The organism is Enterococcus haemoperoxidus ATCC BAA-382 (assembly GCF_000407165.1).
GTDB lineage: Bacteria > Bacillota > Bacilli > Lactobacillales > Enterococcaceae > Enterococcus_L > Enterococcus_L haemoperoxidus.
Genome location: NZ_KE136479.1, coordinates 2,022,105 through 2,047,824 on the forward strand (window position 1 = coordinate 2,022,105; position 25,720 = coordinate 2,047,824).

24 protein-coding genes and 1 riboswitch are annotated in these 25,720 nt (G+C 35.1%); of the genes, 8 read left to right on the forward strand and 16 right to left on the reverse strand.

The window, feature by feature from the left end:
- Positions 1-7: 7 nt before the first annotated feature.
- Both I583_RS09325 and I583_RS09330 read right to left on the reverse strand, forming a co-directional pair.
- Positions 8-1,213, reverse strand: coding sequence for an aminoacyltransferase (locus tag I583_RS09325; RefSeq protein WP_010760737.1), 1,206 nt, complete (start codon positions 1,211-1,213; stop codon positions 8-10).
- A gap of 173 nt (positions 1,214-1,386) precedes the next feature.
- Positions 1,387-1,893: a QueT transporter family protein gene (locus I583_RS09330; RefSeq protein ID WP_010760736.1), complete on the reverse strand. Its 507-nt coding sequence runs from the start codon at positions 1,891-1,893 to the stop codon at positions 1,387-1,389.
- 12 nt (positions 1,894-1,905) lie between these two features.
- A riboswitch (PreQ1 riboswitch) is annotated at positions 1,906-1,951 on the reverse strand.
- 181 nt (positions 1,952-2,132) lie between these two features.
- Here I583_RS09330 and I583_RS09335 point away from each other — a divergent pair.
- Complete coding sequence (locus I583_RS09335) at positions 2,133-3,092, forward strand: diacylglycerol/lipid kinase family protein (protein WP_010760735.1); 960 nt, start codon at positions 2,133-2,135, stop codon at positions 3,090-3,092.
- Positions 3,093-3,145: 53 nt separating this feature from the next.
- On the opposite strand, the gene I583_RS09340 is transcribed toward I583_RS09335, so the two are convergent.
- The 3 genes from I583_RS09340 to I583_RS09350 all read right to left on the reverse strand — a co-directional run bounded on the left by I583_RS09340 (position 3,146) and on the right by I583_RS09350 (position 7,672).
- The gene (locus tag I583_RS09340) at positions 3,146-4,261 is read right to left on the reverse strand and encodes a PLP-dependent transferase (RefSeq protein ID WP_010760734.1); all 1,116 of its coding nucleotides are present in this window, start codon (positions 4,259-4,261) and stop codon (positions 3,146-3,148) included.
- A gap of 167 nt (positions 4,262-4,428) precedes the next feature.
- Positions 4,429-7,011, reverse strand: coding sequence for an SF1B family DNA helicase RecD2 (recD2, locus tag I583_RS09345; protein WP_010760733.1), 2,583 nt, complete (start codon positions 7,009-7,011; stop codon positions 4,429-4,431).
- A gap of 31 nt (positions 7,012-7,042) precedes the next feature.
- Positions 7,043-7,672, reverse strand: a complete 630-nt coding sequence (locus I583_RS09350) for a histidine phosphatase family protein (RefSeq protein WP_010760732.1) — start codon at positions 7,670-7,672, stop codon at positions 7,043-7,045.
- A 237-nt stretch (positions 7,673-7,909) separates the two neighbouring features.
- Here I583_RS09350 and gloA2 point away from each other — a divergent pair, with 237 nt between their 5' ends.
- Positions 7,910-8,290 carry an SMU1112c/YaeR family gloxylase I-like metalloprotein gene (gloA2, locus tag I583_RS09355; RefSeq protein ID WP_010760731.1) on the forward strand — a complete coding sequence of 127 codons (381 nt, stop codon included), beginning with the start codon at positions 7,910-7,912 and terminating at the stop codon, positions 8,288-8,290.
- An 80-nt stretch (positions 8,291-8,370) separates the two neighbouring features.
- Here the strand turns inward: gloA2 and trmL are convergent, their stop codons facing one another.
- Positions 8,371-8,877 carry a tRNA (uridine(34)/cytosine(34)/5-carboxymethylaminomethyluridine(34)-2'-O)-methyltransferase TrmL gene (trmL, locus tag I583_RS09360; protein WP_010760730.1) on the reverse strand — a complete coding sequence of 169 codons (507 nt, stop codon included), beginning with the start codon at positions 8,875-8,877 and terminating at the stop codon, positions 8,371-8,373.
- A 242-nt stretch (positions 8,878-9,119) separates the two neighbouring features.
- The gene (locus I583_RS09365; protein WP_010760729.1) at positions 9,120-9,965 is read right to left on the reverse strand and encodes a methyltransferase domain-containing protein; all 846 of its coding nucleotides are present in this window, start codon (positions 9,963-9,965) and stop codon (positions 9,120-9,122) included.
- 138 nt (positions 9,966-10,103) lie between these two features.
- On the opposite strand from I583_RS09365, the gene I583_RS09370 reads away from it, so the two are divergent.
- Complete coding sequence (locus I583_RS09370) at positions 10,104-10,736, forward strand: copper homeostasis protein CutC (RefSeq protein ID WP_010760728.1); 633 nt, start codon at positions 10,104-10,106, stop codon at positions 10,734-10,736.
- 107 nt (positions 10,737-10,843) lie between these two features.
- Here the strand turns inward: I583_RS09370 and mgtE are convergent, their stop codons facing one another.
- Genes mgtE through yjbM form a run of 4 tightly spaced genes read right to left on the reverse strand, consistent with a single transcriptional unit; the run spans position 10,844 to position 14,614 of the window.
- Positions 10,844-12,205: a magnesium transporter gene (gene mgtE, locus I583_RS09375; protein ID WP_010760727.1), complete on the reverse strand. Its 1,362-nt coding sequence runs from the start codon at positions 12,203-12,205 to the stop codon at positions 10,844-10,846.
- 19 nt (positions 12,206-12,224) lie between these two features.
- On the reverse strand, positions 12,225-13,118 hold the full coding sequence (locus I583_RS09380) for an RluA family pseudouridine synthase (RefSeq protein ID WP_010760726.1): 894 nt from the start codon (positions 13,116-13,118) through the stop codon (positions 12,225-12,227).
- Positions 13,119-13,125: 7 nt separating this feature from the next.
- On the reverse strand, positions 13,126-13,923 hold the full coding sequence (locus I583_RS09385; RefSeq protein ID WP_010760725.1) for an NAD kinase: 798 nt from the start codon (positions 13,921-13,923) through the stop codon (positions 13,126-13,128).
- 10 nt (positions 13,924-13,933) lie between these two features.
- Positions 13,934-14,614, reverse strand: coding sequence for a GTP diphosphokinase (gene yjbM / locus I583_RS09390; RefSeq protein WP_010760724.1), 681 nt, complete (start codon positions 14,612-14,614; stop codon positions 13,934-13,936).
- 195 nt (positions 14,615-14,809) lie between these two features.
- On the opposite strand from yjbM, the gene I583_RS09395 reads away from it, so the two are divergent.
- Both I583_RS09395 and I583_RS09400 read left to right on the forward strand, forming a co-directional pair.
- Positions 14,810-15,394, forward strand: coding sequence for a CYTH domain-containing protein (locus I583_RS09395; RefSeq protein WP_010760723.1), 585 nt, complete (start codon positions 14,810-14,812; stop codon positions 15,392-15,394).
- 117 nt (positions 15,395-15,511) lie between these two features.
- Positions 15,512-16,162 (forward strand): DsbA family protein, encoded by a 651-nt coding sequence (locus I583_RS09400; protein ID WP_010760722.1) that lies wholly within the window; start codon positions 15,512-15,514, stop codon positions 16,160-16,162.
- A 74-nt stretch (positions 16,163-16,236) separates the two neighbouring features.
- Here I583_RS09400 and pepF read toward each other — a convergent pair whose 3' ends face one another.
- From pepF to spxA, 4 genes are all read right to left on the reverse strand, one after another.
- Positions 16,237-18,054 carry an oligoendopeptidase F gene (gene pepF, locus I583_RS09405; protein WP_010760721.1) on the reverse strand — a complete coding sequence of 606 codons (1,818 nt, stop codon included), beginning with the start codon at positions 18,052-18,054 and terminating at the stop codon, positions 16,237-16,239.
- Between the two features lie 37 nt (positions 18,055-18,091).
- The gene (locus I583_RS09410) at positions 18,092-19,282 is read right to left on the reverse strand and encodes a competence protein CoiA (RefSeq protein WP_010760720.1); all 1,191 of its coding nucleotides are present in this window, start codon (positions 19,280-19,282) and stop codon (positions 18,092-18,094) included.
- A gap of 93 nt (positions 19,283-19,375) precedes the next feature.
- Positions 19,376-20,026 carry an adaptor protein MecA gene (locus I583_RS09415; RefSeq protein ID WP_010760719.1) on the reverse strand — a complete coding sequence of 217 codons (651 nt, stop codon included), beginning with the start codon at positions 20,024-20,026 and terminating at the stop codon, positions 19,376-19,378.
- A gap of 261 nt (positions 20,027-20,287) precedes the next feature.
- Positions 20,288-20,686, reverse strand: a complete 399-nt coding sequence (gene spxA / locus I583_RS09420; protein WP_010760718.1) for a transcriptional regulator SpxA — start codon at positions 20,684-20,686, stop codon at positions 20,288-20,290.
- Between the two features lie 362 nt (positions 20,687-21,048).
- Between spxA and trpS the strand changes: the two genes are divergently transcribed.
- The gene (gene trpS, locus I583_RS09425; protein ID WP_010760717.1) at positions 21,049-22,065 is read left to right on the forward strand and encodes a tryptophan--tRNA ligase; all 1,017 of its coding nucleotides are present in this window, start codon (positions 21,049-21,051) and stop codon (positions 22,063-22,065) included.
- A gap of 34 nt (positions 22,066-22,099) precedes the next feature.
- On the opposite strand, the gene I583_RS09430 is transcribed toward trpS, so the two are convergent.
- Positions 22,100-23,815 (reverse strand): ABC transporter ATP-binding protein, encoded by a 1,716-nt coding sequence (locus I583_RS09430; protein ID WP_010760716.1) that lies wholly within the window; start codon positions 23,813-23,815, stop codon positions 22,100-22,102.
- Between the two features lie 281 nt (positions 23,816-24,096).
- Between I583_RS09430 and I583_RS09435 the strand changes: the two genes are divergently transcribed.
- Both I583_RS09435 and I583_RS09440 read left to right on the forward strand, forming a co-directional pair.
- Positions 24,097-24,450: a hypothetical protein gene (locus tag I583_RS09435; protein WP_010760715.1), complete on the forward strand. Its 354-nt coding sequence runs from the start codon at positions 24,097-24,099 to the stop codon at positions 24,448-24,450.
- Positions 24,451-25,007: 557 nt separating this feature from the next.
- Positions 25,008-25,718 (forward strand): HAD family hydrolase, encoded by a 711-nt coding sequence (locus tag I583_RS09440; protein ID WP_010760714.1) that lies wholly within the window; start codon positions 25,008-25,010, stop codon positions 25,716-25,718.
- The last annotated feature ends 2 nt before the right edge of the window (positions 25,719-25,720 follow it).

The following is a 25,720-nucleotide window of genomic DNA, read 5'->3' on the forward strand; positions in this document are numbered from 1 at the left end:
TAGCTAATTATTTTTTCTGTTTTTTTAATTTATACGCATACTCGCTTGCTTTGAAAAGTAACCCATTAACTGGCAAATCAAATTCACCAATAAATTCATTCACAGTCGGATTGAAGTTAGATTTAAATTTAATCAACCCATCACTCAAGCTACCTTCCAAACCGCCCATATTACAAGAAGTACAGCCGCGTTCAAAGCATTCATTGATTGCATCAAACCATGTAACATATGCTGGCATATAGCGTTTGTAACGGTCATCCATCCCTGCATATAAAATTTCACTAGTTGAACCAAACGTGATTGCTAGAGCCCCAGCAACAATTGCAACATCACCAGAATGCGCAATATTTTCTTCCAATTCTGTCATTTCACGCGTTAGAGAAAAATCAAGCTCCTCTAAGTTATGGCGTTTTTTTACTTGATTTTCTTTGAGATTCGCCAGGTCTTCTTTATTTTTATCAAACCGTTGTTTTGTTTCCTCAAAACGTTCTTTCAAATTCACTTGTGCCAACATAATAAATGAATTTTCAGGATAAATCGTTAATAATTTTTCAAAATAGTCGCTATTTCGCAGTGAAATATTTTGGCGTTCTGTTGTTGATTCGATAACTTTAGCAAAATCATCTACTAACTCTGTATGCCCCATTTTAACAATGACACCTTTTTTTTGCGCTTGTTTCATCATTTTCTTTGTGCTTTTTGATAATTGTTCTTCACTGAAATCTTCTTTATAAATATTAGCTTGAAAACGTGGTTGGATCGTTGCATCCATAGCCATGGTCAATCCTTGATGCTTCGCACCGCTTGCGATGATATTATCAATTATTGATTGGGCTGTGGGATCAATCGTTTGTTCTTCCCCTAGATGGAAATCTTTATAATGAACCGTTGGATCCATTTTTACAAATAATGCTCGTTTTTTCTTACCGAATTGTTTCAGCTCTTTTAAAAAAAAGGAAACAAGTTCTGAATTTGTATAATCCATAATTGGTCCACGAGGTGTATAAAGCATCGAAAATTTCATTGGTAGTGGTCTGATCAATACCAAGCTAGAGGCAACTAAGGTACCATTTTCGTAAACACCGACAATCTCTGATCCCCAGTTATCCTTCACCTTAGCCCATGAAGATGACTGTAATAAGTTGCATAAAGGGTGGTTTTCAACAAATTTATCGTGTTCTTTGGCATCAACGCCAATTTTAAATTCAAACATTATATAAAACTCCTCTACATTTTAGCTTCTGTATTACCATATCATAATTTATTAAACAGGAACAGTAAAGTTTTTCATGAAATTGGTTAGAAAACTTTAAGAGACTAACTCAACACTACAACAGTCTTGAGTCAGCCTCTTACAAATGAATTATTACTACTTTTTTTTATTGATCAAAGTCGCTTTTCAAAGTGAACGGATTTATTTATCCAGTACATCACAGGTGCAGCCACTGCCATTGTTACAAACTCACTAAGTGCTAATGTTGCGTAATTCCCCCAAAAGGCTGCTCCGCCTGCTGGTGCTAGCATAAACGCAATAATACACATAGTTGCTGTAAAAAATAGCGTGTTCAGTGCTAAACGTGCGATAACATTAGGTACTCTTTTTTGTAATAAAGCTGTTAGCCCAAGTGAAATAAATGATTGTAATCCGCCATACAAGGCATCCATGGCTCCAAAGCCAAAGAAAAAATTATAGACGACTACTCCACCTAAAACGCCCCACATCAATTTCCGATTGAAAACAACTAAATGATTCAAACTTTCAGAAATTCTAAATTGGATTGGTCCTGACGAAACGGGTGCTACTAAAATCGTTAAGCCAAGATACAACGCCATCACAATAGCGTTCATGGTAATTGCTTTTACTTTACTGTTTGTTGTCACAGTATTTTGCATAGTTTCCCCTTCTTTCTCCTAGTTTTTTTACAAGGGATGGTTGATGAACCTTGTCGAGGATCTGTTTCCTCAAAAAATGATACGTAGGCATTATAGCTCATAATCACTCGTTTCACAATGATAAATTACATTTAATAAATCTTTCAACATTCTAGTTCTTATTTGTATTGTTCAAGCATCCATTATTCTTAATTTTTCACATGTCTGTTATAATAAGACTTTGTACAAGGAGGAAACAAATGAAGAAACATTTTTATCTCGTCATCAATGAGAATGCCGGTAGTGGCACTGGGCGTAAAGCTGCCGATAAGATCATCAAACAACTTCAAACAGCCAACATTGATTACACAACGTTTTATACAGATCATGCTGGACATGAAATAGAGATCGTACAAAATTTAGCACAAACTACATTGATTTCTTGGAACACTGAGCTGGACATCGAAACATTTCCACTGCTAGTCGTTCTTGGCGGAGATGGTACTTTGCATAGTGTACTTAATGCCTTAGATTCCTTTGATTCTAAAATCCCAATTGGTTATATCCCTTGTGGTTCTGGAAATGATTTTGCTCGTGGTGTGGGAATAGCTAGACAGACCGAAAAAGCTTTTTTCCAGTTACTAAAAGCTGAAGTACCACAAGAAATCCAAATCATTACGTATGCTGAAGCTATTCAAAATGAAGTGGGTCTTGCCGTCAATAATATTGGTATCGGTTTAGATGCGGCAATCGTCAATGCAGCTAACACTTCTGCTTCAAAAAATACATTAAACAAGTTTAATATGGGGTCTTTATCTTATATTTTTTCTATTTTAAAGGTATTATTTACCCAAAAAGGGTTTCCCATTCTTGTTGAAATTAACGGAAAGAGTCTTGAATTTGATCGTGCTTTTTTATGCACAGTGACAAAACATCCTTATTTTGGCGGCGGTGTGCCGATTGCGCCTGTTGCTGATCCAAGAAAGCCTGTTTTAGATTTTGTTTTGGTAGAACGGATCAACCTATTTAAGATCTTTTGGCTGATCCTGCTATTGATTCAAAAAAAACAGATGAAATCAAAATACTTTCATCATTTTCAATCTAGTAAATTCCGAATCGTTTCAACAGTTCCTCAATATGTTCATGCTGATGGTGAAATTTTAGGGAAAAGAAGCACTGACATTTCTTTTGGCACAGAAACTAGATTATTTTGGTTTTAAAGATAAAAAAATAAGCAGGAAAAAAACAAGTTTGTGTTTTTCCTGCTTATTTTTTAGTTTACTGTTTCAAACGCTTGTTTTAAATCTGCAATCAAATCCTCGCTTGCTTCGATTCCTGTTGAAATCCTCAATAAATCTGGCGTTAATCCATAAGACTCTCTTAATTCTTCTGGAATATCCGCATGTGTTTGTGTTGTTGGATAAGTGATCAAACTCTCAACCCCACCCAAACTTTCTGCAAAAGTAAAAATCGATAAGTTTCGTAAAAAATCTTTGATCGATTCTTGATGTTTGATTTTAAAACTCAACATACCTCCGCGTCCAGGATAGAGAACTTCTTTAACTTTAGAACTGTTTTTTAAAAACGCTACAACTTCCTGAGCATTTTTTTCATGTCTTTCCATCCGCAAAGACAACGTCTTCATCCCTCTGATTAAGAGCCAGCTGTCAAATGGCGATAAAACAGCTCCGGTTGTATTTAAGCTATAAGCTAATTGTTCGCCTATTTCTTGTGAACGTGTAATTACAGCTCCAGCCAATAAATCATTGTGCCCACCAAGATACTTGGTTGCACTATGAATCACAATATCAGCGCCTAAATCCAGTGGTCTTTGAATCAATGGCGTGTAAAACGTATTATCGACGATCAATTGAGCCTGATGCTTTTTAGCGAAAACTGCTACCTTTTCGATTGATACTTCACTCATCAACGGATTGGTTGGGGTTTCAATAAATACAGCTATCGTTTTATCTGTAATTTCCTTTTCGAATCCTACTTCATCCTCTACATAAATAAAATTATATATCCCCTGCTTTTCTAATTCTTTGAAGTAACGGTAACTGCCTCCGTATAAGTCTCTAGAGGCGACGATTTGACTGCCTACTGGAAATTGGCTGAATACTAATTGAACCGCGCTCATTCCTGAACTAGTCGCTAAACCAACTGCTCCGTTTTCTAAAGTTGCCAGTGCTGATTCGACAACTTCTCTTGTTGGATTTTTGGTTCTGGTATAATCATAGCCCGTCGACTCACCTAGTGTTGGATGCTCATACGTCGTTGAAAAATAAATAGGCGTATTAATCGATCCAGTCACTGGATTTTGATGATTTCCAATTTGTGCCAAAAAAGTGTCTGTTTGAACATTCCCAGATTGTGATTTCTTCTCCATAAACTTCCCTCTTTTCTAGTAAAATAAACTACCTTCATTTGTAGTTGAGCACGTTTCCCGTGTTGCTATTCATTATATACGCCGAGCGGATCTTAACGCAAGAAATAGTTCAGCAAAACAAAAAAACTGAAGCAGCCGTTTAATGCGTACTCCAGTTTCTCGATCAATTATTTCATGAAATCATAAGGGGTCGTCTGTTTCATTCCAATCATCGGATCAATAGTTTGTGATTGTACCAAATCAGGTGTCAGCAACCGATCAATCTCAGATTCAACTTGCTCATCAATTTCTTGAACAGCTTCACTAAATAATGAAATTTCTTCCGTTTTTGTTGAACTTTTTAATGGTTCGACTGCTTCTTCCACCACCGCAACTGGCTCATCTTCCGTTGCATCATAAACAATAGATTTTTTCTCTTCGGTATCTGTAAATGGCGATTCCTTGTTCAATCCTTCTTCATAGGCTTCTAGCTGCATTTTTGTTGTTAAAGTCATATCGTCAGCACTTATGATCCGCTCTTTCAACATTGTTAAACGACTAGCTGATTCATGCGTAACACACGTGTTAAACGCTTGAACCTCCCCTAACAAAATTAGGATGTCCTTACTTCTGGTCACAGCAGTGTATAATAAATTTCGCTGCAACATACGATGATACTGATGCACCATTGGCAAAATAACCATCTTAAATTCACTACCTTGTGCTTTATGGATCGAACAACAGTAAGATAGAGTGATTTTATTCCATTCATTTCTTTTATAGCTTACTTCATTATTATCGAATTGAATCACTAATTCATCCACTTTATCTTCGGATTCCTTAGCCAAAATAATTCCGACTATTTCACCCATATCACCATTAAAAACATTGAGTTCCGGTGTGTTGACTAAATGCAACACTTTGTCACCGATTCGATAAACTGATTCATTCCATTTTACTTCTTTTTTTGTTCCGTCATTGGGATTAAAAATTTCCTGCATCATTTTATTTAAAGCATCGATTCCAGCGGCACCTCGATACATTGGTGCTAATAATTGAATGTCTTGTGGCGAGAAACCTTTTGCTTTTGCTTTAGATACGATTTGACGAACATACGTCTCAATATGATAAACATCACTTGGGAAAAATGAACGATCTTTTTGATTCACTGTGAAATCTTGCGGTAGTTTTCCTTGTTTGATTTCATGTGCTAAGGGAATAATACTTGAACCATCCCCTTGTCGATAAATTTCTGTCAGTTCTTTTTGAGGAATTTCATTGATTTGCAGTAGATCGTGTAACACTTGCCCCGGTCCAACAGAAGGCAGTTGATCTTTGTCACCAACAAAAATCACTTGCATATTGGTTGGAATCGCCTTAAATAAGGTGTTTGCTAGCCAAGTATCTACCATTGACATTTCATCTACGATCAATAGCCCGCCTTCTAATTCTTTTGCCGTCATACTGGGATTTTTTTCCCGTCCTGTTAAACCCAATAAGCGATGAATAGTGCTTGCCGGAAGCCCTGTCGTTTCGTTCATTCGCTTAGCCGCACGCCCTGTAGGAGCTGCTAATAATATAGGAAACATTTCTTGTGTATAATCTTTTATATCTAAGGAAAGGCCATTCAGTTCTGCAAACAAAGAAACAATACCATTGATAACCGTCGTTTTCCCTGTTCCTGGACCACCAGTCAAAATAAAGAGCGGTGCTTTGATTGCTTCTTCAATTGCGGCTTGCTGGGAGTCGCCATATAGAATACCTAAGCGTTTTTCAATTCCGCGGATATTTTTTTCTATGTCTTTTTTATCGTACTTAATCTCTTTTTTTCGGGAAAGAAAACGTTGAATCGATGTGCCAATCCCCCACTCTGAAAAATACAAGCTGTTCTCAAAAAGTTTAGTCCCTTCTTGTTGTATTTTTCCTTCCTCCACTAAATGAATGATTTGTTCAGCTACTTGATCTAATGAAATTTCAACTGGACGACTAGCTTCAAGTGTATTGATCGTCTCTCTAAGGAGCATCTCCGCTTCTACATAAGTATTACCTGAGCGAACAGAGTGTTGGAAGATTTCATGAGTTATTGCTGCGCGTACTCTTTTATCAGAATCTGCACCAATTCCTAGTTGTTCAGCAATATTATCTGCTCGTTTAAACCCAATCCCTTCGATATCTTCAACTAATTGGTAAGGATTTTCATGAATAACATCTAGTGTCTCTTCTTTATATGTTTGATAAATCGCAAATGAAAGCTGACTACCAAATCCATAACGATTTAAACCAACTATCACTTGTTCCATTCCATGATTTAAGCGGATCGTCTCAATAATCGTTTGACGTTTTTTTTCATTTAATTGGGGTACTTGTTCTAAAACATCAGGAGCTTCAATAATCCGATCAATTGCATCTTCACCTAAGATTTCTACGATTTTTTCAGCAGTTCGTTTTCCAATCCCTGGAAATTTTTCGCTAGAAAGGTAATTTACGACACCGCTGGCAGATGTTGGGCGCTCTTGCTGATAACTATCTACTTGAAATTGTTTACCATAACGAGGATGATCAACAAAATGACCAAAAAAACGATAAATTTCTTCTTCTTGAATTTGACCGAAACTACCTGTCGTTACAATTTCCTTTTCTAGATAATCTGTATTCGTATCTGTAATCTTCACTAACAATACTTTGTAAAAATTGCTAGGGTTTTGAAAAAAGATTGCCTGAACTTGCCCAACCACATATTCTTTTTCATCTTCTTTAAACAACGTATCCACCAATCTCACCTCCCTTTATCAAAAAAATATTTTATTGTAAAAATGAATCATCATTCCATAATTTTAAGGTGTAAGATTGCTCTTTTTCATCATTCTTTGTTTCTAATATCGACAAACTATTATTTTTAAGCCCACCCATACTGCGTAACTCACCTAACTCTTTTCCTGAAAGTGACTGGATCGCCGCTGTTAACGATGCCCCGTGTCCTACAAAAAGGTAAGGCCCATCACCTGTGTCAACAGCTGCTTGGACAACCGATGAAATTCGTGAAATAGCTTGTTCGATTGGTTCACCTTGAAATACTTCTGGATTATATCGGTCTAAGCGATAGCGCATATGATTCATTTCGTCACTATAAATTTTTCTCATTTCCATGATCGATTGGCCTTCTAACTTCCCTAAACCCAACTCTTTTAACTCGTCAGTAAAAATGATTTCTACTGGTTGTTCCAATTCTTGGTTAATACCTTCTGCTGTTTTTCGTGCTCTCAATGAGGTACTTGAGAAAATTTTTTCAAAAGGTACATTTTTAATTGTCTGACCCAATAACTTTATTTCTTCATAACTTGTTGGAAGCAGTGGTGAATCTCCGGTCATCCCCTGAAACCTAAGTTCCTGATTCCATTCTGTTTTTCCATGACGAGTAAAATATAATTTCATGTTCCTGCTCCCTTGATTCTTATTTATTGAATTTCTACTTTTTGAATTTCCGCTTATTTATCTTATCTAGTGTATCATTTTCACTGGCAAAATTCCATTTAACTATGAGGTTTATAAAAAATCAAACAGTCTGATCGTGTTTCAAAAAAAAGAGTAAAAATAGGGTATAATGAAAGAGAAAAACTATATGGTAGGCTAAACAGTCTGTTGCGCTTTTATTTTAAGGAGGAGATCGAATTGTTTTTTGAACAGATTCATCACATCGCGATCAATTGCTCGGATTATGATAAAACAAAAGAGTTTTATGTAGAAAAACTTGGTTTTGAAATTATTCGAGAAAATCGTAGAGAAGATAAAAATGATGTCAAACTTGATTTAAAATTAGGAAATTACGAATTGGAAATTTTTATTTCTCCTGTTGCCCCAAAACGCCCATCTTATCCTGAGGCTTTAGGTCTGCGTCACTTAGCGTTTAAAGTTGAACAGATTGAGGAAGTTATTGCTTTTTTAAATTCTAAAGAAATTCAATGCGAAGCGGTTCGAACAGATACGTTTACAGGAGAAAAGATGACATTCTTCTTCGATCCAGACGGCTTACCTTTGGAATTGCATGAATAATTATTCCTATACACTTACTCTTAATAAACAAAAAACTGTTTCCTCAAAAACAAAAGGGAACAGTTTTTTGCTATTATTTTTTAATCCAACTTATCATTCTCATAATGATGCTTCAATTCCAATGCTGGGAAATTCTGTTGACGCAACGCTTCATAAACTACCAATGCAACTGTATTTGACAGGTTCAGTGAACGAACATGTTCATCATTCATTGGAATTCTTAAACATTTTTCTTCATTATCTCGCATAAATTCTTCTGGCAATCCTGTGGTTTCTTTACCAAACATAAAATAATGATCTTGATTGTCAGTATAATCCATTTCACTATACGTTTGATTCGCAAATTTTGTGATCAAATGTAGTGGATGATCACCTATATAAGTTAAAAAAGCAGCCAAATCCTTATGGTACATAATATTAACGTCATTCCAATAATCTAATCCAGCTCTTTTTAAGTGTTTATCATCGGTTGAAAAACCTAACGGCTCGATGAGATGTAAAGGAGAATTTGTGGCAGCGCAAGTTCGGGCAATATTGCCTGTATTTGCTGGAATTTGAGGTTCAAATAATACAATATGATTTGTCATGATTACAGTTTCCTTTCAATTGAATGACACATTATTTATTTTTTATTCACAAAAATCGACATAAAAAAAACGTATCGCCTCGGTGTCAATCACTGCGAGTCGCTACGTTAGTGAAGCTCTTTTCACTAACTTTTATCAGAACAGGAACCTGATAAAAACCAATGAAAAAACAACTTGTATGTAATATAACACCATTACCAGAGCTTTGCAATACCTTTTAGCAAATTTACCGATTGTAAGCGCTATTTCACTTTTCCTTTTAACATGCGAACGTCAATTGTGATTTCCGATAATGGATTTTTTTTAATTGCTTCTTTTACCTTTTCTGCTACCCCCCACTCAAGTGGAGACATTTCTAACAGATCTAAACGATATTCTTCAGGAACAGAAAAAGTAAATGTTATTTGTTCATTAATTAAAACATCCATCTCTTTAGAAAATTTTGCTAAAACTTTTTCATTTGAGTACGTTTGTTTAGTCTCATCTTCAGGATAAAACGCTGCTCGTAACTCTTTCAAGTACTCCGCTTCAGGAATTACTTTGATGACGGTCCCATCTTTTTTTAAGACTCGCTGAAATTCTTGATAGTGAGATGGAGAGAAAATATTCAAAATCGTATCCATCGATTGATTTGCAAATGGTAGGTTCGTTAAATCCGCCACACACCAAAAAGCATCGATTGGTTGATTACTAGCTAAATAAATCCCATCCTTTGAAATATCAAAACCAAACCTTGAACCTGTTAGTCCTAGTTTAGACAATTCAGATAAAAAACTGCCCTCACCACATCCAACATCTAATGTTTCCCCATTTAAATCCATCGAAGCAATGATTTTTTCCAATAAAGGCTTGTACATCCCACTTTGAATCAATCTGCCTCTGTGTAGTAGCATTTTTTTATTATATTCTGTTTGAATGCTATGAGAAAGAAAATAGATGGTTCCTTTTTTTGATAGGTCAAATTGATGGTTCTCTTCACAAATCAAACTATAGTCTTTTAACTGCAATGACTTTTTACATACTGGGCAAAGCAATTGTTCTTGATGTGTTTCTAAAAAATTACGTGCTGAATCAATTTTTTTCAACATAAGGTTACTTCCTATTCACTATAAATTCTGAATCAAGCCGCGAAACTATCGCTTTTTATCTTACAACGAGAAGAAGACTTTGGCAACAGCTAGAATTATGGTACAATGCCTGTGAAGAAAAAACAAGGAGTGAAACGAATGATCAAAGAATTTTGTGCTGAAAATTTCACAAATATCCCAACTGCCATCCGAAATGGTGCTGGACGTATCGAATTATGTGATAATCTCGCTGTCGGTGGTACAACCCCTAGTACAGGTGTTATTGAAGAAGTAGTTTCATACGCTGGAGAAAAGTCAATTCCAGTAATGACGATCATCAGACCTCGAGGCGGAGATTTTATTTATAATGATATCGAACTTAAGATCATGCATACAGATCTTATTGAAGCTAAAAAAATCGGCACAGATGGTGTTGTTTTAGGTTGTCTGACAAAGGATAATTGGTTAGACGAAGAAGCACTTGAGTTATTGATCGATACTGCTGAAGGTTTGCAAATCACTTTCCACATGGCTTTTGATGTGTTAAGTAAAGAAAATCAATTTAAAGCGATTGACTGGCTAGCAGAACATGATGTACATCGGATTTTAACGCATGGGGGACCTTCTGGAACAGCTATTGAAGACAATTTTGACCATTTAAATGAATTGATCGCTTATGCTAATGATCGGATTATTATTTTACCTGGTGGCGGTATTTCAGATAAGAATGTTGAAACAGTTATAAGTACTTTAAACGTTAATGAAGTTCACGGCACAAAAATAGTAGGATAATAACTTGATAAAGGGAATAATCAAACTCGAAGTGATTCGATCTGGTTATCTCTTTTTTTATAGTCAAAAAAGCCCCCATATCTTCCGACTGGGGGTAACTTTCTTTATCAAACAAAATACTGCATAAATAAACTAGCAATATTAAAATAAATCAAGACACTAGTTAAATCACTCAATGTCGTAATAAACGGTCCACTAGCAACTGCTGGATCAAATCCTAATTTGTCCATCAGCATCGGAATCAAACTACCTGCCAGGTTCGCTACAGTGATCGCACAAAGCATCGCCATCCCAATCACAAAGCCTAACGGAAAATTATGTTGCCAGATGCCAACGACGATGAAAATCGCCACACCTGTCACAGCACCCGTTACAAGCCCGGTTAAGACCTCACTAAGAATCAAACGACCAAAATTATTATCTTTTTCATCTGATAAGGCCAGACGTCTGACTGCAACCGCCAATGATTGCGTACCGGCATTTCCAGCAGTCCCTGTAATCAATGAAATGAACACAGCTAAAATACTTGCTTCACTAACTAATTCTTCATAATGGCTGATTAAAGTTGCTGTAGACATTCCTAAAAACAATAACGTAATTAACCAAGGCAGACGTTTCGACGCAGCTTTGATTGGATTTTCACTGACTTCTTCAACATTTACCCCAGCTAAACCAGAGTAATCACTAGCTGCTTCATCATCAATAACATCGATAATATCATCAACCGTAACGATTCCTAAAAGGTGGTCATCATAATCTGTGACTGGTAATGCTAGAAAATCGTAATCACGAATTGTTTGTGCAACATCTTCTTGGTCATCGCCCACATGAACTGAGATGACCCGCTCACTTAATACATCCGAGATCATTGTATCGTCATCATTAACAATCAAATCACGTAATGAAATAACTCCTACCAAATGGTTTTCCTGATCTACCACATAAACATAATAAATCGTTTCAGCTACATCTGCCTGATTTTTCAACACATACATGGCAGAACGAACAGTTTGATTTGCAACGATCGAAACGAATTCTGTTGTCATGATCGATCCTGCTGTATCATCTTCGTAGTGCAGTAATTCTTTGATTTCACCAGCATCTTCTGTACTCATCAAGCTCAGATATTTTGCCTTTTGACTTTTATCCAACATATTCAATAAGTCAACTGCGTTATCTGTATACATTTCTGACAACATTTCTGCAGCGTAACTTGGACGCATTTCCGCAATATAATCCTTCATGTTTTCGTTATCTTCTTCGATAACATCAAACATATCTGCCAACTCTTTTGGTGACAAATAACTATAAATTTGTTTTCTATCTGCTTCATCGATTGATTGATAAAATTGTCCTTGCTCATAAATATGAAGTGTTAAAAATAACTCGCGAAATTCAGCCATTTGCTGCTCTTTCAGTTTTTCTAACAACAATGAGAAATGCTCTTCCATTTCTTGTCCTTCATTCACCTTAACCTCTCCTTTCACTCTATAGTTGATCTACAATTTGTTTCATATCTTCTGCTAAAGGAGAAGTTAGATTTAAGCGTTTTTTTGTAAACGGATGGACAAAGCTCAATTGACAACAATGTAACGCCTGTCGAGCAATACCACTATTCATTTTACCACCATACATGTCATCGCCTAACAATGGACACCCAATCGCTTCAAAGTGAACTCTGATTTGATGTGTTCTCCCTGTATGTAGCTGAATGTTTACTAGCGCTTCATCACCCTTACGTTTCGTCAGCCAATACTCTGTTTCAGCCTGTTGGCCTGTTTCGACTATAGTTCTCTTTAATATAGAAGATAGATCACGGCCAATCGGAAGCTTGATTGTTGTATGCTCTTTTAATTCAGATACTGTACCTCCAACCAAAGCCTGATAAATTTTGATGACTTCTTTTTTCCGTAATTCCTGATCCAACATAGCATGGGCAAAACCGTGTTTGGCAAATAACATCAAGCCTGTTGTATCACGATCTAATCGAGTTACTACATGGATCACCTGATTTTTATACTGTTGCTTCTTAAAATATGCCTTCACTCGATTAGCCATAGTACCATTTGGATGGTACTGAGCAGGAATTGATGCAACCCCTGCTGGTTTATTCACGATTAAATAATGTTCGTCTTCAAAAACAATATCAATCGGTACATCATCCACGAGTAACGTCTCATGTTCTTTTTCATCAGGGATCGTGATTGTCACTTCGTCACCTAAAGATAACTTGAATAATACATTTTCAACAGAATGATTGACCTCGATTTTACCACCTTGAAACTTGATTTTAGCTAACAGACCTTTAGAAATCCCTTGCTCTTTTAAAAAATATTTAACTTGCTGCGGTTCTTTTTTTTCTACTGTCCAATTAAATTCCATTAATTTATTAATCCTCACTAATAAAGGCATCTTTAACTCGATGCCAAAAATGCATATGTCGGTATGATGCGAAATGAATACGTTCATCTGCAATTCGATAATAAATCGATTTGATATCGTCTTGATAGATGTCCAGTTGATCAACTGTAATCAAATAATCATTACTTTCCTGCAACTTGATTTGAACCCATTCAGTATGAGCAATCACGATCGGAGAACCTAATGTTCGAAAAACCCGATTATTCAATGAAGCAATTTCAGCAAGTTGAAACGCATTGATGCTTGGATGCAAGACCGCACCACCAATACTTTTATTGTAAGCTGTCGATCCCGTTGGCGTTGATACAGATAAACCATCTCCACGAAATCGCTCAAATAACTCATCTTTGATAAAGACATCTGCGACCATCGTACGATTTGCACGCTTGATTGTTGATTCATTCAATGCTAAAAAATGCTTATCTGGTTTATTACCATGAAAACTAATTTTCACATCCAACAAAGGATAACTGATACTTTGCTCTTGATGAACTAACAAGCTTTGAACTAATTCTTCTAACTCATAATCTCGCCAATCTGTATAAAATCCTAAATGCCCCGTATGGACGCCTAAAAAACTGACTTCATCCAGTCGATGACTAAAACGATGAAATGCTGATAGTAATGTCCCATCTCCTCCAACAGAAATCACTAGGTCTGGTTGATGGTCATCAATTTCGATTTTATTCTTTTTTAAAAGCAGGAGTAAATGACGGGTAACTTCATTTGATTTGTGTTCATGATTATGAACGATGGCTACTTTCATTTTCCTCCTCCTATTCTTGATCTAACTTCTCTTTATTATCATTGAATTTTTGATAATAATTATCTTTGGATTTTCCTCGTCCATGTGAAAATAGATGTTGCGCTTCTTGAATTTCTTCTCGAATCGTGGACATTTCTTCATCTAATTGGTAAGCTGCTTCAGCTGCACGTTGCAATCGCTCTTTCATTTCTTCTGGAAAAGCACCTTGATATTTATAGTTTAATGAATGTTCGATCGTGGCCCAAAAATTCATTGCTAATGTACGTATTTGGATTTCAGCTAAAATATTTTTTTCACCTGTGATCAATTGGACAGGATATTCTATCACCAAATGATACGAACGATAACCGCTCTCTTTTTTATTTGTAATATAATCTCGTTCTTGAATGATTTTCAAATCTTTTCGATTGCGGATGATATCCACCACTTGCCGAATATCTTCAACAAACTGGCACATGATTCGAAGACCGGCAATATCTTGCATTTCTTCTTCTAAACGATTAACAGGGATATTACGTAATGCCGCTTTTGTTAAAATACTATCTACAGGTTTTACTCGACCTGTTACAAACTCAATAGGTGTATGTTTATTTTGTTCTCGAAACTGCTTGCGGATTCCGCGCAGCTTAACTTTCATTTCTCCAACAGCCTGTTCATACGGTGCCAGAAAAAGCTCCCACTCTTTCTCCATCCTCATCCCTCTATTTCTCTGAATTTGATTCACAGCTTATTTTACCATAGAGCCGAGAAAAATAGGGTAATTTGAGAAATTGTATAAAATTTTTCAACAATAGCGAATTTTTTAACTTCTAGTTCACTTTTCTTGACGTAAACAGGTAAAGTATGCAAAAATTGAATTAAATTAAAGAAGGTAGGTCAAAAACTAGTGAGCGAGAATTTAGAAATAGAATTTAAAACATTATTATCTATTGAAGAGTTTTCACACACCGTTGACTACTTTCAACTAAAAGAAGAGCAATTTTTTACGCAAAGCAATTATTATTTTGATTCAGCCGATTTTCAGTTAAAAGAAAAACATATCGGTTTAAGAGTTCGTATACTATCAAATAATGCAGAAATCACTTTGAAAATCCCTGAAAAAGTCGGCTTGCTTGAAATCAGCGATGCGCTTTCTATTGAGGAAGCTCGGCAGATCGTTGAATCGACTACACTTCCAGGTTCTGGAAATGTATACAACAAGTTGACTATTTTAGGAATCGACAAAAACGATTTACGTTTAATCGGCAACTTAACAACTAAACGAGCAGAAATAAAACTTCCCCAAGGTTTACTCGCGCTAGATGAAAGTTGGTACAATGAGCAACATGATTTTGAATTGGAGTTAGAAGTAGATGACGTCGTTAACGGAAAGAAAGATTTTCTTGCCTTATTGAATACTTTGAATATCAAAGAATCCCCGTCACCAAACAAAATCCAACGCATGATGCAAAGCTCAAAAGAGAAAGATTAAGAAGTTATTATAGTAAAAACATATCATTTCATTTTTCCCAGATTTTCTGATAAATTAGGGACACTTAGTTGAGAAATGATGTCTAGTCGCAAAAGGGTCAAATTGGAGGAAGTATGAATGATTGAAATCTATCTGTTCGTTAATCCTTTGGGGGGCATTTGTCTCAACGTAGAAAAGGATATTTTAAAATTGGTTGAAACTGAAAATAAAAAAATTCAATTTCGTTTCATTCCGCTAGTTAATATGCGGACCATAAATCATCTTATAAAGTTGTTTGATATTCCAACACATGATATTGAGCAACGTAATCAATTGTTTGAAGATATTTATTCAGCTGCATTAGATTATAAAGCTGCACAACTACAAGGAAAGAAAAAAGGCCGCCATTTACTCCTTGGCTTACAACAAGCTGTGGCAGTAGAGAACATTCCCTACTCCACAGAACTAGCCGAAAAACTTGTAGTAGAAGCTGGTGGTGACTTGGATATGTTCAAAGCCGATCGAAAGTCTAACTTTGTAAAAGAGTCTTTTCAAACAGATCAACAAATTGCTCGTGAAATGGGAATCGTAAAACACCCATCTGCCGTAGTTTATAACTATACATGTGATCGTGATTTTGGTGTTCTAGTAGAAGACTGCGAGTCAATGGATGAGATCAAAAAACTTTGTGAAACATCTGAAGATAATCTACAGTATTTTCATGAAAAATTTGAATTGAATCATTACAATGAACCTCGAGTTCCACATGGACATTTGCATTTGCTTTAATTTTCAATGATAAAGAGAATGATTAAAAAGTAACCCCTTCGGTTTGATTACGAAGGGGTTACTTTTTCTATTTTTTATTGTTCTAAGGTTGCCACAAGTTCTTCTAATTCACCTAGTCTTGATTCAAAGACTTTCATAGCATCTTCAATATATTGTGGTTTTGTCATATCTACTCCAGCTTTTTTCATTACTTGGATCGGGTAATCACTACTACCTGACTTCAAATAAGTCAAATAATTTTCCAAAGCATGCGGCTCATTTGCTAATATTTTATTCGCCAATGCAGATGCAGCTGAAAAACCTGTAGCATACTGATAAACATAATAATTGTAGTAAAAATGAGGAATCCGTGACCATTCTAATGAAATTTCTGGATCTTTCATCACTTCTGGACCATAATACTTCTGATTTAATTCTCCATAATAATCACCTAAATACTCACTAGTTAATGGGGTGCCTTTAGCATCTTCAGTATGAATAAAATGTTCAAATTCAGCAAATTGTGTTTGACGGAAAATCGTTCCTTTAAAACCATCTAAATAATGATTCAATACATATGCACGAATTCTAGGGTCTGTCTCTGTTTCCAATAAATATTCTGTTAAAAGATTTTCATTCGTTGTTGAAGCTATTTCAGCTAAGAAAATTGAATAATCTCCATAAACATACGGCTGATTGTTACGGGTAAAATAACTATGAACGCTATGCCCCATTTCATGTACTAATGTGTACAATTGATCTAAACTGTCATGCCAATTCATTAAGATATAAGGTACAGTATCATAGGCGCCAGATGAATAGGCCCCACTACGTTTTCCTTGATTTTCGATCACATCGATCCAGCGATCATTGAACGCTGTTTTCACAACATTTAAATATTCTTCTCCCATTGGATTTAAGGCAGTGATTGCTTTTTCTTTGGCTTCTTCATAAGTATATTTGATTGAAGCCTCTCCTAAAATTGGTGTATACATATCATACATATGTAGTTCATCTAATTTTAACAAACGTTTACGCAGCGATACATAACGATGAAGCAACGGCAACTTTTGATTTACAACATCGATCAATGTATCATAAACACTTTCTGGAATATGATTGTTACTCAAAGCTGCTTCTCTAGCCGAAGAATAGTTACGAACTTTGGCTTTATAATTATGTGCTTTAACATGTGAACTAAGCGTCTGAGCAAAAGTATTTTTAAATTGATCATAAACCGTATACAAGCCTTTAAACGCTTCTTCACGAACACTTCTGTGTACATTTTCCATTAATTGACCATAAACACCATGAGTCAATTGGATCTTTTCACCATCTTCGTTTTCGATTACTGGAAATTTCAGATCCGCATTATTCAAAATAGAAAACGTATTGCTCGATGCTTCAAAAATTTCTCCAGCACCAGCCAACAATGCTTCTTGATCGGCTGATAGAATGTGCGGACGATCGCTCAAGATATTTTCAATAAAATGTCTATATATATCTAATTTTGGATTCTCTTCGAAATAGCCCCAAATCTTGTCATCACTTAATGATAGTACTTCTGGTTCAAACCAAGCTACTGCTTCGCTTGCTTGTGCTAATAAAGAACTTGCTCTAGCATATAATGCTTGGTAGGTTGTATTCGTCGTATCTTGATCATTTTTTAGATGAGAATAGACATAAATCACTTCGATTTTACGATAAATGCTTAATAGCATTTCAATGCTGCTTAAAAATGTATCGCTACCTTTATCTAGTGTGCCCTTGAAATGCTCAACTTCTTTTAACTCATTAGATAAGGCTTGAATTGCCTCATCAAAAGCTTGATCATCTTTAAAAATTTTGGTCAAGTCCCAAGTCTTCTCTATTGGTAAACTTGAACGTTCTGGTAATTGCTTTGCTTCACTCATTACATCGGCCCCTTTTTTGAATTATTCTTATATAGATTTATCTTATCACATTTTTAAAAGGAGTAGCAGTTATTAGACATTTATTTTCAATTCTTTTCAACCACTCTTTCACATCGTCTATCTTTTGATCAGAACTTCCGGCTTCAATTTTCCAGCCTGTTTTAACTCGAATTAAATGTTTACAATCAATCAAGTACATCAGCAGTTGATTCAAACAATAGGCTTGAATTGTTTCAAATGGAATATTAGGCAACTCGTATAACAACGCAATGGATTTTTCCAACTCTGTTTTTAGAACTTGAATCAATTCTGATTGCTCAAAAACATTCTGGTCAAAAAACTGTACCCATCTCCAAACTCTTACTTTTAATAGCAGGTCAGAACCTCTACAACAAAAAATATGGAGACCAGGATAATAGAACCAATTTGGCAATTGAAGAAGATGAAATCGATTGTTATATAATTCAGTTTGAACGATTCTTATCTTCTCATCCCTCCTATATAATTTTCTGTTCAACTCAATATAATACCCTTGTACTAGTTCTCCAATTTTGAATTTTCTTTTAATATATATTTTAGATTTATTCGGAAATTTAAAAATTTCCGATAAAAAACCATCGTAAAAGGACCAAACTTTGGTTGAAGAATACACTCTTTTTTTCCAATCCTCTTCAATATGAAAATGCAAAGTCAATTCTTTCATTTCCCAGTCTGCTGTCCACAAATAAAAACCTAAACTATCTGAAAAATAACACAAATTTTTAACTAACTCGCTTAAGACTAAGTGGTTAGAAAATAGTTTTTTTCCACAAATCCAAATTGGAATAAACCCATGTTTTTGATATCTTTGGGTTCGTTCAACCAATCGCTGTGTACTTAATGAACTACACTGAATCTCTAGAGCAATATTGCCTATCAAAAGATCTGGGCGCTGATTTAATGCTGGTAAATATTTTTCTAATTCATAAGGAATAGATTCCTTTTCACACCATTTTGCAAAAACTTCTTTAAGAGCCAGATGCTCGATTGTCTCCCCTTCAGAATAAATACTGCAGTCACTATTATTATAATGAGAAAAATGCGGTAATTTAACTTTACCGTTCTTTATTCGAACAGGCTGATTGCAAACAGGGCAATAATACATGCTTCCTTTAAGTTGCTCGATTTCTTCTCGAGACAAATTCAACAGTGTTACAACTTCTTTATCTTTTGAATATGCATTCAACATATAACTCACCTCATAATGAAATACGCAAGAAATAGGATGAATCATTAAAAAAGCTGAAACAAAGCAATTATGCTCTGTTTCAGCTTCTTTCGTTTATTCAAAATAATATCTTGTTAATTCTAACGCATTTCGTTCCATGATACATGTTCCATATTCATTCAGTGTCTCAGGTGTAACTGCAGATAAATTAGCAAATTCCAATAACTGAGCTAATTCATTCTCTACATCGTTTTTCCCTAACTCATCCAACAAGAATATGACTTGGAGATAATATGTTCCTTTAAATGTATATAAATTTGCTATCACAGACTGCAAAAATACTTCATTTGCTAGCTGAACCATTGTATCAAAATCATTTAGTTCAAACACTAAATTCTTTACTGTATCATCAGTAAATTCCTGTGTTTCATCCGCAAAGTCTTCTTCGATTTGTTTACGAATTATATTACTAACCTCTTCCGGATTTAGATCATTAAACCCTTCAAAATTAGATACTTCATCGATAGATGCATTCTTACTAATAAATAGTTCCAATCCATCACTTTTCGGCAGAACCTGAAAGGTAACAGCTTCACTACCTTGAAATTCATCTTCCACATCAACTTCTTCTAAAATACTATAGAAAAAATTCTCTACTTCCTTGTGGTTGCCAAGTAAATCTAAAAAAGTGATTCCTCTGTCAGCCAGATCCTCATTACCAATCAACACACGTATGGTATTTTCATTGATATGTTCCATTTCCATGTCGCTACACCTCACTTTTGCTAATCAGGAAACTTATTCTTACGTACATTGTAGCGGAATCACGCCAAATGTAAAGGGAAAAGTAACAATATTCCTAAATAAACTGTTGTCTTAGTATAATCCTTAACTCTTGTTCTATATACCTATATGTATTTTTTTTATAAGTATTTATAAAAAAAATGATAACTCATGTATTGCTATGTAGAGATTAATTGCAAAAGAAAACCCTTGCCACAAGGACAAAGGTTCTCCTTTTACATTTTATAAACCTGCCATCAATTGCGCTTGACGTAATTCCAACTGCCTAACTCCTCTTGGCAAGAAACGTCGAATTTCATCCTCATTAAAACCAACCTGTAATCTTTTTTCATCAATCATTATTGGCCGACGCAACAATCCAGGATTCTCTTTTACTAACTCTAGCAAATCTTGCAACGGAAGTTCATCCAAATCCATATTGAGTTTTTGGAAAACCTTAGAACGAGTAGAGATAATCTCCTCTGTTCCGTCTTCTGTCATTCGCAAAATTGCTTTCAATTCAGAAATATTCAATGGTTCTGAGAAGATATTTCTTTCCTTGAATGGAATCTCGTGTTCTTGCAACCATGCACGAGCCTTACGGCAAGACGTACAACTTGGGGAAGTATAAAGTGTCAACATGTGCATCACTCCTTTTTGTGATTCTCATCACTTTTTTGAAACAGGAAATCTAACTGTTTTCCTATTTAATGTAAGTATACCCAATTTCTAATAAAAATACTAGCTCTTTTTCCAAGAAAAAACATAATTTTTCGTTATTTTACGTGTTTTTTTTAAATATTAAAATAAAGCACTGTTTTTTTCAACATAAAATTATAACGTTTTCAAAAACTTAAAAACTAATACAGCTTCAATAATCTGCTACAACTGTACTAGTCTAAAAATTCTGACATTTTATTTTTTTCCAGTAATCCTGTTTTTTTTTCTTTTTAGCTGTATAATGGTAACATGACTTTTTATTAATTGATTAAGGTGGTTACTTTATGGAAACTATTTTTTCAGGCATCCAACCTAGTGGAATTCCCACAATCGGAAATTATATTGGTGCAATGAAACAATTTATTGAATTACAAAATCACTATAACTGTTATTTTTGTATAGTTGATGAACACGCTATTACAGTTCCTCAAGATCCGTTGAAACTACGTCAACAAACTCGTAGCTTAGCTGCACTTTATTTAGCAGTAGGACTTGATCCTGAAAAAGCAACGATTTTCATCCAATCAGAGGTATCGGCTCACGCTGAGGCTGCTTGGATCATTCAATGCAATACAACGATCGGCGAATTAGAACGTATGACTCAATTCAAAGATAAATCACAGAAGAATGGACGCACAGGAGTTAGCGCTGGGCTATTAACTTACCCACCTTTAATGGTCGGAGATATTGTTTTATACAACGCAAACCTGGTTCCTGTCGGTGACGATCAAAAACAACATTTAGAACTGACACGAGATTTTGTAGAACGATTTAATAAACGTTACGGACAAGCAAATCAAGAAATTCTGGTTCTTCCAGAAGTAAAAATCGCCGAACAAGGCGGACGTGTGATGAGCTTACAAGATCCAACTAGCAAAATGAGTAAATCCGATTCAAATGCTAAAGGGTTTATTTCTATGTTGGATGAAGCTACTGTCATCCGCAAGAAAATCAAATCAGCTGTAACTGATTCAACAGGCATTATTGAATATGATCCTGAAAACAAACCTGGCATCTCAAATTTACTAAGTATTTTCTCTGCAGCCACCGGTCGACCTATTGATGAAATAGCTGCGGCTTATGAAGGAAAAGGTTACGGTGAATTTAAAACAGATTTAGGTGAGGCAGTCGTTGATTTACTTGCTCCGATTCAAGAACGTTATCATGCATTACTCGTTTCTGATGAATTAGATGATATCCTTGATAGAGGCGCCGAGCAAGCTCGTTTAGTCGCTAATAAAACATTACAACGAATGAAAAATGCTATTGGCCTAGGAAGAAAACCTCGTAAAAGAAATTAGCAAAAAAACAAGCTGAAAAAATCAGCTTGTTTTTTTAGTCTCTAAATTGTGCATCATGCAAGCGTCGATAATGTCCGCCTTTTGCTAGTAACTCTACATGTGTTCCTTCTTCTAATATCCCTTTATCGCTGACTACAATGATTCTTGTCGCATGTTTGATTGTTGCCAAACGGTGAGCAATGATTAAGGTTGTTCTACCTTTTGCTAGAGAATTTAGTGATTCTTGAATCACTTGTTCCGTCTCCGTATCTAAAGCAGAAGTCGCTTCATCTAAAATTAAGATTGGCGGATTTTTTAGGAACATACGAGCAATTGCTACTCGCTGTTTTTGACCACCAGAAAGTTTTACCCCTCGCTCACCGATCATTGTATCTAAGCCATCTGACATTTGATCGACTACTTTTTCTAAATGAGCTAGTTGAACTGCTTTTTGGATTTCTTCTTCTGTTGCATCGAGTTTTCCATAAGCAATATTTTCCCGAATCGTACCAGGAAATAAGAAAACATCTTGTTGGACAATCCCAATTTGACTTCTCAATGAAGCTAGTGTCATGTCTTGAATATTGATTCCATCAATGGTAATTCGTCCTTCTGTTACTTCATAAAAACGCGGTAATAAATTACATAGAGTTGTTTTACCTGAACCACTTTGACCTACGAAAGCGACCGTTTCACCTGGTACGATCTGCAAATCAATGTGATTTAATACTTTCGTAGAATCAGCATAAGAAAATGAAACATCCTCATAGATAATGTCACCATGCAAATGATTCACCGTTATTGCATCAGGTTTATCTTGAATCGCAGGCTTCTTATCAATCTCTTCTGTAAATCGTTTAAATCCGGCAATTCCTTTTGGATAACTTTCAATCATATTATTCACTTTTTCGATTGGACGGACAAAAACGTTCGATAAAAGAATAAATCCAACGAACTGGCCATCTGTAATCTCACCTTTAATCGTATAATATGCCCCAAAAATCAATGCGAACAAATTGATCAAACGAATTAAAAAGTAATTATATGCAGAGCTGATTCCCATTACTTTATAAAAAGTTATTTTGGATTGGCGGTAGGCTTGATTCAATCCTTCAAAACGCTTACGTTCAAATGGCTCATTAGCAAACGACTGAGTCACACGAATCCCACTGACAGACGCTTCCACCCCTGCATTAAAGTCTCCAAGGTTATCGTAAATTTTTGTATTAACTTTTGTCATCTTCTTATTGAAGAAAATTAAGGCCACCGTGATAAATGGCAACACGATAAATGTCGCTAAAGCCAGTTGCACATGGATTTGAAGCATCAAGTAAAATGATCCAACTAAGGTCATGATTGTAATAAATACATCTTCTGGCCCATGGTGGGCAACTTCAGATATTTCAAACAAATCTGTCGTCAATCGACTCATCAGTTTCCCAGTCTTTTGATTATCATAATATTCAAACGGTTGCGTTTGTAAGTGTTCATATAATTCTCGGCGCATATCCGTTTCAATATTGACACCTAATTTATGACCAAAAAATACCACGATATACTGTAAAAAAGTATTAAGTATATAAAATAAAAGCAAACCGGCACAGGCTAATCCAATCAATCGGAAATTTCCCTTTGGCATGATTTTATCGATGACTTGATTCACAACAACTGGAAATGACAATTCCAGCAAACCAGCTAGAACAGCACAACCAAAATCTAAAATAAATAAGTGCTTATATGGTCGATAATAACTAAAAAATCGTTTTAACATAAACTCCCCTTTCTTCTGACACTATGACTATTATACGCAAAGAAAGAGCAGTATGCAAAGTTTGAAAACTCTTAAATACTTAAAAATAGCTGTGATGTATCTTCATCCAATCTATTCTAGTCATTAAACAAATAATCGTATTTAATTCAAAAAAACAGACAAGAAAAAGAAGTCACTACTAACGCCATTTTTAAGTTTAAAAATTGTTATTTAAACTATATTATAGATAAGTCTATGTGCTCAAAACATAGCTACTATTTATTATTATAAGGAGTGTTTAAGTGAAAACAGCTAAATTAGTTATTGGCATTATAAGTATTATTTTATCATTATTAGTTTTATTTCAATCTTGTGTCGCAGGCATAGCAAACAGTGTAAATAACAATGGCGAAGCTGGCGGAAGTGCCGGTATACTTTTAGCCATCTGTTTGTTAGTAGCAGGAATTGTTGCTATTGCAACTCGAAATTCTTCAGGTAATCGTGGGTTTGTCGCTGCTGGATTTTATATTGTAGGGGGAATCATTGCTTTCTTACTGGCTGGTGGATATGGAGATCTATATATTTGGTCAGTATTATCTATTATTTTTGGTGCAACTTTCGTTATTGGGGATACGAAAAAAGATAATCTCAGATAGACAAGTCATCACATTTATTGAAAATCCAAACTGGAGGAAAGACATTCTCTCCAGTTTTTTAGACATTTTGAAAACCTCTATATACTGTTATGTCAATCACTTGATAATACGTAAGCAATTTGGTAAATTATACGTATACATGTACATCATAAAAAACACCGATGAGTAGCTTATGTCTTGGGGAAGATAGGCCTGATCGGTGTTTCTGTTTTTTATTATACTAAATGTAGGAATTTTTTTCTACTTCAAAAATTTACTATCGATATTACTTTTCTGAAGAATAAATTCGCCAAACATGTTTTTTTATTTGCTTTTTGATCAATAAAATAGCTTTAGTCTTTCACAGATGAATAGAGCTTTATCCTTATGTCAAAAAAATTTTTATTTTCCATATAACACTCACCTTCTTATAATCAATCCCCAATTAATAGTCCTATCCTGTCAGCATTCTAATCTAAATTAAAATTTTCTTTCTGTTCTTTTGTGAAAAAGTTCGCTACAATGAAAGAGGATTTTGAAAAATTTCCTGAAAATTATTAAGGGGTGCAATTTTTTTAATGAAAACTATTGTTTTTGATGTTGATGATACGATTTATGACCAGCAACAACCTTTTAGAAACGCAATTAACTCAGTGTTTCCATGTGTAAAAAATGAAGACATGCATGCATTGTATATTCGTTTTCGTTTCCATAGCGATGAAACTTTCCCAAAGGTCATGGCTAACGAATGGACACTAGAATATATGCGCTTTTACCGAATCAATGAGTCATTAACAGACCTGAATTATCCACCTGTTTCACAAGAGGATGGTCTAACTTTTCAAAAAACGTATGAAGATGAACTGGATAATATCGTCATGCATCCAGAAGTAAAAAAAGTATTTGATTTCTTAAAAGAAAAAAATATTCCCATGGGGATCATTACAAATGGACCTACAGATCATCAATTTAAAAAAGTAAAACAACTTCAACTTGAAAATTGGGTTCCTACTGACAATATTATTATTTCTCAAAGTACTGGTTTCCAAAAACCGGAAAGAGAAATTTTTGATCTTGCGGCAAAAGAGTTCGGAATGGACTGTGAACGCACATTGTATGTAGGCGATAGCTTCGAAAATGATATCGCTGGTGCTAAAAATGGTGGCTGGAAATCGTTATGGTTCAATCATCGTTTGAGAGATATGCCTGCTGATGAAGAACCTTATCATATTAAAGAAGTTACTTCTTTTGAAGAGTTATTTCCAACGATTCAATCGTTATTTTCATAAAA

Bases quoted from the DNA above. Each gene is read 5' to 3' on its own strand.
- I583_RS09325 (WP_010760737.1), bottom strand. From the start codon at position 1,213: ATGTTTGAATTTAAAATTGGCGTTGATGCCAAAGAACACGATAAATTT.
- I583_RS09330 (WP_010760736.1), bottom strand. From the start codon at position 1,893: ATGCAAAATACTGTGACAACAAACAGTAAAGTAAAAGCAATTACCATG.
- I583_RS09335 (WP_010760735.1), top strand. From the start codon at position 2,133: ATGAAGAAACATTTTTATCTCGTCATCAATGAGAATGCCGGTAGTGGC.
- I583_RS09340 (WP_010760734.1), bottom strand. From the start codon at position 4,261: ATGGAGAAGAAATCACAATCTGGGAATGTTCAAACAGACACTTTTTTG.
- I583_RS09350 (WP_010760732.1), bottom strand. From the start codon at position 7,672: ATGAAATTATATTTTACTCGTCATGGAAAAACAGAATGGAATCAGGAA.
- trmL (WP_010760730.1), bottom strand. From the start codon at position 8,877: ATGACAAATCATATTGTATTATTTGAACCTCAAATTCCAGCAAATACA.
- I583_RS09365 (WP_010760729.1), bottom strand. From the start codon at position 9,965: ATGTTGAAAAAAATTGATTCAGCACGTAATTTTTTAGAAACACATCAA.
- I583_RS09370 (WP_010760728.1), top strand. From the start codon at position 10,104: ATGATCAAAGAATTTTGTGCTGAAAATTTCACAAATATCCCAACTGCC.
- I583_RS09380 (WP_010760726.1), bottom strand. From the start codon at position 13,118: ATGGAATTTAATTGGACAGTAGAAAAAAAAGAACCGCAGCAAGTTAAA.
- I583_RS09385 (WP_010760725.1), bottom strand. From the start codon at position 13,923: ATGAAAGTAGCCATCGTTCATAATCATGAACACAAATCAAATGAAGTT.
- yjbM (WP_010760724.1), bottom strand. From the start codon at position 14,614: ATGGAGAAAGAGTGGGAGCTTTTTCTGGCACCGTATGAACAGGCTGTT.
- I583_RS09400 (WP_010760722.1), top strand. From the start codon at position 15,512: ATGATTGAAATCTATCTGTTCGTTAATCCTTTGGGGGGCATTTGTCTC.
- pepF (WP_010760721.1), bottom strand. From the start codon at position 18,054: ATGAGTGAAGCAAAGCAATTACCAGAACGTTCAAGTTTACCAATAGAG.
- I583_RS09410 (WP_010760720.1), bottom strand. From the start codon at position 19,282: ATGTTGAATGCATATTCAAAAGATAAAGAAGTTGTAACACTGTTGAAT.
- I583_RS09415 (WP_010760719.1), bottom strand. From the start codon at position 20,026: ATGGAAATGGAACATATCAATGAAAATACCATACGTGTGTTGATTGGT.
- spxA (WP_010760718.1), bottom strand. From the start codon at position 20,686: ATGTTGACACTTTATACTTCCCCAAGTTGTACGTCTTGCCGTAAGGCT.
- trpS (WP_010760717.1), top strand. From the start codon at position 21,049: ATGGAAACTATTTTTTCAGGCATCCAACCTAGTGGAATTCCCACAATC.
- I583_RS09430 (WP_010760716.1), bottom strand. From the start codon at position 23,815: ATGTTAAAACGATTTTTTAGTTATTATCGACCATATAAGCACTTATTT.
- I583_RS09440 (WP_010760714.1), top strand. From the start codon at position 25,008: ATGAAAACTATTGTTTTTGATGTTGATGATACGATTTATGACCAGCAA.